This is a genomic window from Shinella sp. M31 (assembly GCF_049199205.1).
In the GTDB taxonomy this organism is placed as follows: domain Bacteria; phylum Pseudomonadota; class Alphaproteobacteria; order Rhizobiales; family Rhizobiaceae; genus Shinella.
In genome coordinates this window covers 1-10,785 of the sequence record NZ_JBLZPH010000120.1, presented here as the reverse complement: position 1 = coordinate 10,785, position 10,785 = coordinate 1, and the positions used below count along the sequence as shown (strand labels likewise).

9 protein-coding genes and 2 pseudogenes are annotated in these 10,785 nt (G+C 60.7%); 10 read left to right on the top strand and 1 reads right to left on the bottom strand.

Translation table 11 applies throughout. The features are described 5' to 3' along the window. Positions 1 to 109, bottom strand: a pseudogene (locus ACOZKU_RS19725) (EamA/RhaT family transporter); the annotation flags it as partial. 401 nt (positions 110 to 510) lie between these two features. Here ACOZKU_RS19725 and ACOZKU_RS19720 point away from each other — a divergent pair. The 10 genes and pseudogenes from ACOZKU_RS19720 to ACOZKU_RS19675 all read left to right on the top strand — a co-directional run. After that, on the top strand, positions 511 to 720 hold the full coding sequence (locus ACOZKU_RS19720) for a DUF982 domain-containing protein (RefSeq protein WP_421580295.1): 210 nt from the start codon (positions 511 to 513) through the stop codon (positions 718 to 720). A 155-nt stretch (positions 721 to 875) separates the two neighbouring features. Continuing rightward, positions 876 to 1,283, top strand: coding sequence for a hypothetical protein (locus tag ACOZKU_RS19715; protein WP_421580294.1), 408 nt, complete (start codon positions 876 to 878; stop codon positions 1,281 to 1,283). 199 nt (positions 1,284 to 1,482) lie between these two features. Then, positions 1,483 to 2,484 (top strand): sensor histidine kinase, encoded by a 1,002-nt coding sequence (locus ACOZKU_RS19710; RefSeq protein WP_421580293.1) that lies wholly within the window; start codon positions 1,483 to 1,485, stop codon positions 2,482 to 2,484. 302 nt (positions 2,485 to 2,786) lie between these two features. Continuing rightward, entirely contained in the window at positions 2,787 to 3,170 is a 384-nt protein-coding gene (locus tag ACOZKU_RS19705) for a response regulator (RefSeq protein ID WP_421580292.1), read from the top strand. 1,154 nt (positions 3,171 to 4,324) lie between these two features. Beyond that, positions 4,325 to 5,350, top strand: a complete 1,026-nt coding sequence (locus ACOZKU_RS19700) for an ABC transporter ATP-binding protein (protein WP_421580291.1) — start codon at positions 4,325 to 4,327, stop codon at positions 5,348 to 5,350. Positions 5,351 to 5,509: 159 nt separating this feature from the next. Then, positions 5,510 to 7,165: pseudogene (locus tag ACOZKU_RS19695) on the top strand (ABC transporter substrate-binding protein). A gap of 57 nt (positions 7,166 to 7,222) precedes the next feature. Further along, positions 7,223 to 8,188: an ABC transporter permease gene (locus tag ACOZKU_RS19690; protein WP_421580290.1), complete on the top strand. Its 966-nt coding sequence runs from the start codon at positions 7,223 to 7,225 to the stop codon at positions 8,186 to 8,188. Next, positions 8,185 to 9,108, top strand: coding sequence for an ABC transporter permease (locus ACOZKU_RS19685; RefSeq protein WP_421580289.1), 924 nt, complete (start codon positions 8,185 to 8,187; stop codon positions 9,106 to 9,108). The genes ACOZKU_RS19690 and ACOZKU_RS19685 overlap by 4 nt, the downstream gene beginning before the upstream one ends. A 16-nt stretch (positions 9,109 to 9,124) precedes the next feature. Then, positions 9,125 to 10,312, top strand: a complete 1,188-nt coding sequence (locus tag ACOZKU_RS19680) for an amidohydrolase family protein (protein WP_421580288.1) — start codon at positions 9,125 to 9,127, stop codon at positions 10,310 to 10,312. A 4-nt stretch (positions 10,313 to 10,316) separates the two neighbouring features. Beyond that, a partial coding sequence (locus ACOZKU_RS19675; protein ID WP_421580287.1) for an ATP-binding cassette domain-containing protein occupies positions 10,317 to 10,785 on the top strand: 469 nt, incomplete at its 3' end.

The following is a 10,785-nucleotide window of genomic DNA, read 5'->3' as shown; positions in this document are numbered from 1 at the left end:
GGATCGTCTCGACGCCGATCTTGATGAAGGTATAGGACGAACCCCACAGGGTCGACAGAAGCAGCAACAGGCACAAGTCGGTCGTGCGATTTGTCGGCTCAGATGTCATTCCACCGTTCCTTGCCATCTATCCGCACATCCTAGCGGTTACGGATCGAAAATACTTCGATCTAGGCCGAAGCATGGCTTGAGGTATCCGCGGCATGCGCTGCCTCTGCCACGCCTTTGAGTTTTTTGGAGCGCGGCCTCCACCCGCCAAGACACTGGCGAAGAAGCACCGGATTTCCGTCGAGGACGCCGGAAAGATTCTCGCCGAACATGGCTCGGATCGCAAGGCCGCAGACAAGGCCGCAAGGCGGGTAGCCGTTTAAACTGATACGGCGCGCTCCCGTCGAAAGCGGGAGCGCACTCATACACAGAGCCGCTCGGCGGGTCGCCGCCTGAACCGCCGCCATTTTTGCACCACATTCTCACGGATTATTTCGGACTGATATAATCAGGGAGATTAAGTTGACTGACCAGTGGCAAGAACCGGTGCGGCTCAAGGAAGACGGATTGCGGATCACGATCGAGACGCCGGCACAGGCGCGCACATGGTTGCGGCATGCCCGCAAGTCGGGGCCGGCTTGGAAGGAAGCACTCGACAAATGTTCGGCCGCTGCTGAAGGCCGGCTTTCCAATGGTGAAGCCAGGCGTGCTTTTCTGAAGGCTGCGCATTGAACCCTGCAAGCAACGTATAAGCGCGATACGGTCCCGTGCCTGCGATTGAAATTCGCCATTGCTCAGTATGGCGCCTGCTATTTGCTATAGCGAAGACCTCTTGAGCTGAACGGGATTTGGGACGCCTGTCCGCATAGGCGAAAAAATGATCTTCCTTGACCGGCGATGCTTGGGCGTTGATACCCTGGAACCTCGCATCCAGCGCCAATGACAAGGAAGACGACCGAATGGACGATAAACATGCAGCGCCGCGGGAGCAGTTTTTTGCAGCGGTTCGAGCTTTGGCGACATCGTCCGACAGTATCCAGACACGCTTGCTCCAAGCCACAACGAGCATTTCACTAGTCACTCTCGACGAGTTCGAAGGTGACTTGGAACTGAAGATCAAGTTCGCCCGAATTCTCGATCATATTGGACCAGATCACGATGACATCGAGCGCCTCGCTGTCGAGATAACCCCTCATATGACGGAGCATGAGGCCGAGACAGTGGCGGACCTGATCGTCGACTTTTTTGACGAGCTTGTTGAGGCACGCTTTCAGCAGTCTGACATCGGATTGTAGTGCATCTCTGGTTGCTTCTCTCCCTGCACCATCTCGAGTGAACTGGGCGCCGTCGCCTGACGTCTACGATTCCCGCCATTGAAATCTACGGATTCTGCTTTGGCAAATGGCGCCCGGTGACTAGAGTGCGTAAATCCGTATGTAGTTTTAAACGCCTCACAAAGGGTCAGCAGCCCTCAAAGCAGTCCGGTGGAGTCAAATGCCGCTCAGCAACCCTCTTCACCCCGTTTGGAAGCCCGAGAATCTACGCCGCGCTATCGAGGCCGCCGGCGTCGCCCTCTGGGCGTGGAACGTGAACGATGATCGTTTCGCAATGGATGAGCAGGGCTTTAACCTCTGGGGGCTGACCACGAGTGGCGAGGTCAGCTTCGAGGATCTGTCGGCTCATATCCATCCCGCCGACCGGGACCGCGTGCGGGCTGCTTTCGTCGCAACTCGCGGCGTCACTGGATCGTACGAGATCGACTTCCGAATAATGGTGGGGGAAGAGATCCGATGGATTTCGGCGCGGGGCGTTGGCGATGACAGCGCTATCCACGACCATCAGATGTACGGGATCTTTTTGGATGTGACCGGCCGCAAGCAGGCGGAAGAAGGGCACGAGCTCCTTGCGGGCGAAATGAGCCACCGGGTCAAGAACCTCCTGGCGATAGCGACCGGACTTACCAACATTACGTCCCAGTCGACAACCACCGCGAAGGAAATGGCAAAGGAACTGACGGGTCGCCTGGCTGCACTCGGGCGCGCCCACGATCTGGTGCGCCCGCTTCCCGGCAGTCAGGGCCGCACCGCCTTGCTCGGCGACCTGGTTTCGGTTCTGCTGGCTCCCTATGAAGACCTTGGTGCATTCAGCGGTCGAATTCGTGTGGCCGTTCCTCGGATCGGAGTGGGAGATGGCACCGCCACAGCGTTGTCCCTCATCATCCATGAGCTCGCGACAAACTCGGTGAAATATGGCGCGCTTTCCGCCGATACCGGGACCCTAGATGTCTCCGGATCCACAACAGGTTCGGATCTGGAACTGGTCTGGGTGGAGCGTGGTGGGCCGCGCGTTCAGCCGCCGGCAGCTGCGGACGGTTACGGAAGCAAGCTCATCCAGCGAAGTGTCTCTGGACATCTCGGAGGGACGATCGACTATCAATGGTCGCCGGAGGGGATAATCGTGACCATGAAGCTTAAGGGCGAAAAACTCGCCGTCTAGATATTTCGCTACTCGTTCTTCCCGTGCAAAAATTTGCCGCTAGCCCGAATGCATTGCTTTGCCGGCGGTGCTCGGGAAAATGCAATACCAACTTCACGCTTCAAGACCCGGGTGATCAGGCATATACGGCCGTGCAGTTTCTACTGCAACGGGTCTTCCACGCGTGATGCTTTCGATTGTTAGTCGCCTGAAGCAGGGCTTCCCGACAACATTGGTTCTAAGCTCGGAACATCGATACCGGCGCAGCGTTTCGAAAAAGGCGGCCCGTAAGGCCTTACTTTCTAATTAAGCGAGTGGCGGCGATGGGCCAAAATCATGGTCGAAGCAAAGGTGTTGTCCTTGTCGTCGAGAATGAGCCGCTTCTACGTTTGCTCGCGGTTGACTTCATCGAGGAGGCCGGGTTTGAAGCCTTGGAAGCCATCGATGCCGCTCAGGCGGTCGCTATCCTGGAAGCCCGCACCGATATCCGCATCGTTTTTACTGACATCGACATGCCGGGCAGCATGGACGGCATGAAGCTCGCGGCGGCGGTTCGCGACCGCTGGCCTCCGATCGAAATCATCATCGTGTCTGGGCACAGGCGTCCTGTCGATCGTGACCTCCCTGCACGGGCGACATTTTTTCCGAAGCCGTACAATGTCGATGCAGTGACAGCCGAACTCAACCGAATGGCTGGATTGCTTTGACTAGCAAGGGAGGCAGCGATGGGAAAAGAACTGCCAGAATTTTTTTCAAGCGCCAACGGAGACAGATGGTATCTCCAGCAGGGCGATGATCTCATCGAGCCGACGGTGATCCACTGCGCGAACCCCGCGTCCGGCGGAACCGAGACGAGATGGTCTGTGCTCAACTTCCTTCAGGTCGCAGGCGACCATCCTCAAAGTCAGGCGGTCCGCAACGTGCTCGCCGAACCTCGACCTTCAGAACCAGAACCAGGATCAGAACCAGTTTTAAACACCACAACCGGAGCCGGGGTTCCCCCGATATCGTACCCTTGGACTGCGAAGACGAAAGCCGGTGAGGATTAAGCGGGTCCCCGCAATCGAGCTCGCGCCAATCAGGCGCGGTCGTAGGTAAACGACGTCAGAAGGGTCGTCACGAAATTACTGGCTCGTTCCTTGACAAGAACCTCCGTCCAGTCGTCCATGCCGCGGAGGCGCAGGTCGGTGTCGATGCTATCGACCGCTGCTTTTTCAATCCGTTTGATGTGGCTCTTGAAGGCCGTTCTTGTGATGGCCCTGCCGCCGCTTTCGCACCTCGGTAAGCAGTGTGAAGATAGGCCTTCGCGTCCGCGGCTGTGGAACCGCGGTCAGCGAGTTCGTTGTTTCTAGCGTTTTTCAAATCTCTCTCCTGATCTCAGTCGATGGTGACGGTCATTTAGCCTTCGCGCGTTTGGCAAGCGGCGCGGATGTTGCCGACGCTCGGCCGGCTTGCTCATTGGCGAGACGCGCCTCCCCGAGCGACGGCCGAGCGACGATAGCGCCCTTGTTCGGGATGATCTCGACCAGTTTTTCATGGGAGCTGGAGAAGGACCTTACGTATGACGGTGCGGCTGACGTCGAACGCAATGGCCAGCGCATCCTTCTGAAAGGTGGTCGCTGTCGGAGCTGGTGGGGGACGATGGCTGCATAGATGTCGTTCTAGACCCTCGTGCGTCCGGCCAGTCCCTTCGCGGCGGGCGCCGCCTTCTCGTCGCTGATGAGATTTATTAGCATGCGATCACCTTTAGGATTTGACACAAGTTCAAAGCTAAAGTGTATTCTATTGTGTATTCTGGCAAGGCGGGTCATTCGACAGGCAAGCCTGGAGGATGGGTCGCAAATCCTGGGAGGAGATTGTGATGACCGACGAGAATACGAGAACGGCGGGGCGGCGGGAGGCCGCTGCGCCGGTGCTGGAGGTGCGCGATCTCCGGATCGAATTTCCAATCCGCGGGCGGGCGCTGGTCGCGATCGACGGCGTGTCCTTCTCGGTCGGCCGCGGCGAGATTTTGGGCGTCGTTGGGGAATCCGGCGCGGGTAAATCGCTGACCGGCAACGCGCTGATCGGCCTGCTGCAGGCGCCGGGGCGCGTTGCTGCCGGCAGCATCCATCTGTCCGGCCAGCGTATCGACAATCTGCACGAGAACGAGCAGCGCCGCCTGCGCGGAAAGCGCATCGGCGCGATTTTCCAGGACCCGTTAACCAGCCTCGACCCGCTGTTCACCGTGGGACGACAGCTCACCGAAACGATCCGCACCCATTTTCCGACGCTCTCGAAGACTGAGGCTCGCGGGCGGGCTGTGCAGCTTTTGGCGGAAGTCGGCATTGCCGATCCGGAGAGCCGTTTCCACCAGTATCCGCACCAGTTTTCCGGCGGCATGCGCCAGCGCATCGTCATCGCTCTGGCGCTCGCGGGTGAGCCGGAGTTGATCATCGCCGACGAGCCGACCACAGCGCTCGACGTCTCGATCCAGGCGCAAATCCTCGCGCTGCTGAAGCGGCTGGCCCGCACGCACGACACCGCCATCATGCTGGTGACGCACGATATGGGCGTCATCGCCGAGGTCGCCGATCGGGTGGCCGTGATGTATGCCGGCCGTCTCGTCGAGATCGGACCGGTAGAGGATATTGTCCGCCGCGCCAATCATCCCTACACCATCGGGCTGATGGCCTCCATTCCGCCTCTCCATCGCCAGCCGGTGCGGCTCGCCCAGATTTCCGGCTCCATGCCGCGCCTCGGCAGTTGGCCGGACGGCTGTTCCTACCATCCCCGCTGCCCGCAGGCTGGGCCCCGCTGCTCTGTTGGGAAGCCTATGGTGATGGCGGTCGGGGCGACGGCGGCGGCATGCTTCCAGCATCAGGGAGGCACTGCTCTTACAGATTGAAATCTCAACCACCAGAAATTGTTTACAATTCTTCCTTATGTCGAATACAATTATGTGGACTATCGTATTCAACTGTGGGATCATACTCATGCACAACCTGATCTATGACCGATAACGACCCTGCGGGAGCGCGACGGCGAAAGATGCTGTGCAACTTGAATGTATGCAATGCTGACGAGTGGAGACGAAACACACCTTTTAAGAAACCACTTGCCAGGAAGCGCTCTAAGCTGGGAGGAGCCCATGAAACGCTATCTGAAAATCCTGTTGCTTGCGTCCTGCGCCTGTGTCGCAGCCGGCGCGGCTAATGCGAACACGCTTCGTTTCGCCGAGGCGCAAGAGCTGAGCTCCATGGACCCGCACGCCGCGCGTGATGACTTCACGCTCAGCCTGCTCTCCAATGTCTATGAAGGCCTGGTGCGCTGGAATGCCGATCTCAAGCTCGAACCGGCACTGGCCGAAAGCTGGGAAGCGCTTTCCGATACCAAGTGGAGGTTCAATCTCCGCAAGAAGGTGAAGTTCCACAACGGCAACCCGTTCACCGCGGATGACGTCATCTTCTCCTTCACACGCGCTGGCTCGCCGGGCTCGCCGTTCGCCGGTCTGCTGGAGCCGGTTAAGGAGATCACCAAGATCGACGACTACACGATCGAGGTGACGCTGAAGCGCAAATACGCGCTCCTGCTCAACGATTTCGCCGGCTGGTACATCCTCGACAAGGAATTCCAGGAATCCGTCGGCGCGGAAAAGCCGATCGACCTCTCGACCAATACCGGCGGCGCGATGACCACGCAGGGCGTTGGCACCGGCCCGTTCAAGCTCTCCGAGCGCCAGCCCGACATCCGTACCGTCTTCGTCAAGAATCCCGACTGGTGGGACAAGCCGCAGCACAATATCGACGAGATCGTCTATACGCCGATCGCCAATGCCGCCACGCGCGTCGCGGCGCTCCTTTCGGGCGAGGTGGACTTCATCCGTAACGCGCCCTCGCAAGACATCGAGCGTATCGAGGCCACGCCGGGCATGAAGGTCATGCGCGCGCCGCACCTACGCAACATTTTCTTCGGCATGGACCAACAGAGCGAGACGCTGGAAGGTAGCGGGGTTGAGGGCAATCCACTCGCCGACATGCGCGTGCGCAAGGCGATTTACCAGGCGATTGATATCGAAGGGATCAAGCGCTCCATCATGCGCGGCAACAGTCGTCCGACGGCGCTGCCGCTGGCGCCGTAGCTGCCCTTCTATGACGCCAGCCTCGACGTGCGCTTCCCCTTCGACATTGAGGCTTCCAAGAAGCTGCTCGAGGAAGCGGGGTACAAGGACGGCTTCACGCTGCCGATGGATTGCCCGGCCGGTTCCTTCATCAACGATGAACGCATCTGCCAGGCCGTGGTCGGCATGCTCGCTAAGATCGGCATCAAGGCGCAGCTCAACATGCATACGCCCGTGCAGTTCGACACCGAGCTACCGGCCGGGAAATACGCGTTTTACATGCTCGGATGGGCCGGCCTGCCGACCATCGACGCTTACAACATCATGTCAGCGACCTTTCACACGCCGACGGGTGATCTCGGCGCCTGGAACCCGAAGGGCTATTCCAACAAGCATGTCGATGAGTTGATCGAGAAAATCGGCACGGAATACGACCCGGCCAAGCGCCAGGAGATGATCTCGCAGGCGGTGAAGATCCATCGCGACGAGGTCGGTAAGATCATGCTGCACCAGCAGTTCCTGACCTGGGGCATGAGCGACAAGGTCAACGCCATCGTGCCGGCCGACGAGTATACGCGCTTCTGGTACTACACGATGAAGTGACGCCACCGCCGGACGGCGCAGATCCGCGCCGTCCTCTCTTCCCCGTGAGAGGCCGCGATGATTTCCTTGCTCGCCACCCGACTCACCAGCGTCGTTCTCGTCATGCTGGTCGTCTCGGGACTGTCATTCTGTATCTTCAATTTCCTCGGCGACCCCGTGAACAACATTCTCGGCGTCAACGCGACTCTAGAGCAGCGTGAGGAGCTTCGCGTCGCGCTTGGGCTCGACCAGCCTACTGTCGTGCAGTTCTGGCGCTTCGTCGAACGGGCGGCCGTCGGTGATTTCGGCGTATCCTACCGCAACCGCCAGCCCGTCGTCGACTTGATGCTGGTGCGCCTGCCGGCGACCCTGGAGCTGGTACTGAGCGCCACGCTGACGGCACTTCTCGTAGGCATCCCCATGGGCATCTACACTGCTCTGCGCCCGAAGGGCCTGCTCAGCCGGGTCGTCCAGCTCGTCTCGCTGCTCGGCATCGCTATGCCGCAGTTCCTGATCGGCATGCTGCTGATCCTGATCTTCGCAGTCGAGCTGCGCTGGTTCTCAGCCTTCGGGCGGGGAGAGACGGTGCAGATCGGCTGGTGGACGACCGGTTTTCTGACGACGAGCGGCCTCAAGGCGCTAGTCATGCCGACGATCACGCTCGCCGTGTTCCAGATCTCAATGATCATGCGGCTGGTGCGCGGCGAGATGCTGGAAGTGTTCCGGGCCGACTTCATCAAGTTCGCGCGCGCCCGCGGCCTGTCCGACCGCGCCGTCTATCTGACGCATGCGCTGCGCAACAGCCTGCTGCCCGTCATAACCGTCGTCGGCCTGCAGGTCGGCTCGCTGATCGCCTTCGCCATCGTAGTGGAAGCCGTCTTCCAGTGGCCGGGGTTGGGGCTGCTCATCCTGCAGGCGATCGAGTTCGCGGACTTCCCCGTCATGGCCGCCTATCTCGCCTTCGTCGGCGTCAGCTTCGTGATGATCAACCTGATCGTTGACCTGACCTATCTTCTTGTCGATCCGAGGATGCGCGTGAAATGACCCGATTGACCGGACTTCTCAAGGATTGGGCCGCAAGCGACTTCGCCTGGCGCTTCCGCACCTCGCCCGCGGTCATCTTCGCGACCGTCGTCTTCCTGGCGCTGCTCTTCTGTGCCGCCGCGGCCAACTGGATTGCGCCGCACAACCCCTTCGATCCTGCGACGCTCGAGATCATGGATTCGCGCCTGCCGCCCCTCTGGTCGGACGGCGGTACCGCGAAATACCTGCTCGGTACCGACGAACAGGGCCGCGATATCCTGTCGTCGATCTTTTACGGCATGCGCATCTCGCTGCTTGTCGGCCTCGCCGCCGTGCTGTTCTCGGTCACCATCGGCGTGCTGCTCGGCCTCGCCGCGGGCTATTTCGGCGGCTGGGTCGACGCGGTCATCATGCGCCTCGGTGATATCCAGCTGAGCTTCCCGACAATCATGATCGCCTTCTTCATCGATGGCGTCGCCAAGATCGTCATGCCGGTCGGCATGCGAGAGGAGATGCGCTTCTATGTGGTGATCCTCGCCATCGGCGTCGCCGACTGGGTGCAGTTCGCTCGTACGGTGCGCGCCTCCACCATGGTAGAGCGACGCAAGGACTACGTCGCAGCCGCCCGCATCAGCAAGGTCAGCGGCGCGCGCATCGTGCTTACCCATATTCTGCCCAATACAATCGGGCCGGTGCTGGTGCTCGCCACCCTCGGGCTTGGCGTGGCGATCCTCACGGAGGCGATCCTCTCCTTCCTCGGCCTCGGCATGCCGCCGTCGCAGCCCTCCCTCGGCACGCTCATCCGTGCCGGCAACGACCTCCTGCTTTCCGGCGAGTGGTGGATATCGCTTTTCCCCGGCGCTGCCCTCGTCCTTCTTGTCCTGTCCGTGAACATGGTCGGCGATTGGCTGCGCGATGTTCTGAACCCCCGTCTGCGCTGATATCAGGAATATCCAGATGACCGATCTGCTTGTAACGAATGTCCGCCCCGACGCGGGGCAAACCGCCGATATCCTGATCAGGGGCGGGCGGATCGCTGCCATCGGCGCGAACCTGCCGCGCGAGGCTGGCGTGCCGGTGCACGACGGGCGCAACGCCGTCGCAATCGCTCCCTTCGTCGAACCGCATGTGCATCTCGACAAGATTCTCTGGGGTCTGCCGTGGCACAGCATCAACGTTCCGCCGTCGTTGCGCGCCATGATCGACAACGAGGTGGAGATCCGCAAGAACCTGCGTTGGGACGTCGAGGAACGCGCCGGCAACCTGATGCGCCAGTGCGTCGCCATGGGCTCGACCCATATCCGCAGCCATGTCGATATCTCCACTGGCTACAAGCTCGACAACCTGCACGGCGTGCTGAAGGCCTGGGAAAAAACGAAGCATGCTGTGGGCTTGGAGCTCGTCGCCTTCCCGCAGATCGGATTGATGATCGACCCCGGGACGGCCGACCTGATGGAAGCCGCGCTCGACGAGGGTGCGTCCGTCATTGGTGGCATCGACCCGGCCAATATCGACGGTGACCCGAAGGGTCATCTCGACACGATCTTCGGCATCGCCGACCGCAAGGGCGCCAAGATCGATATCCACCTGCACGAGCGTGGTGAGCTCGGCCTCTACGAGCTGGCGATGATCGCCGAACGGACCAGAGTGCTCGGCATGCAAAACCGCGTCATCGTCAGCCATGCCTTCTGCTTGGGCGACGGGCCCGCCGACGAGGTGGATGCGATAATCGACACGCTGGCGGAAGCCGGCATTGGCATCATTTCGGCGGTGCCTGGCGAGATCGGTTTTCCCCCGATGTTCGAGCTGGCGCGGCGCGGCGTCAGATGCGCCGTCGCCTCGGATTCCCTGCGCGACACTTGGAACCCACATGGCAACGGCGACATGCTGGAGCGCTGTTGGCTGCTCTCCTACCGCTCGTATTGCCGCACGGACGAGGAACTGGTCGCTGCGTTCGACATGGGCACGAAGCGCGGCGCGGCGCTGCTGGATCTGGAAGGCTACGGCCTCAGAGCCGGTTGTGAGGGCAGCCTCGTCCTGATCGAGGGGGAAAACCTCGCGCAAATCCTAGTTGACCGGCCGAAGCGCAATCTGGTGGTCAAGCGCGGCCGCATCGTCGCGCGCGACGGCGCCTGGGTGGAATGAGGCCATGCGGACCGCCAGCGACAGCCCCCTGATTAAGGTCGTCAATCTCGGCAAGAGTTTTGATGTTTCGGAACCCTTCCTGCAACGGGTGGTCACGCGGCAAGGTCGCAAGATCGTCCGAGCGGTCGATGATGTCAGCTTCACCATCGAGCGGGGCACGACCTTTTCCATCGTCGGCGAATCCGGCTGCGGCAAGTCGACTATCACCCGCCTGATGGCCGGCCTCGATCAGCCGACAGCGGGCGAGATCGCGTTCAACACGCCGGACGCCGCACCGATCCGTTTGCAGATGGTATTCCAGGACCCTATCGGCAGTCTCAACCCGCGTTGGCGCATCGGCCGCAGCATCGCTGAGCCGATGGTCAAGGCGGTGAGCGTCGCCGACCGGCAGGCCCGCGTCGGTGAGCTTTTGAACACGGTCGGCCTCAATCCAGCCGATGCGAAAAAGTATCCGCACGAATTCTCCGGCGGCC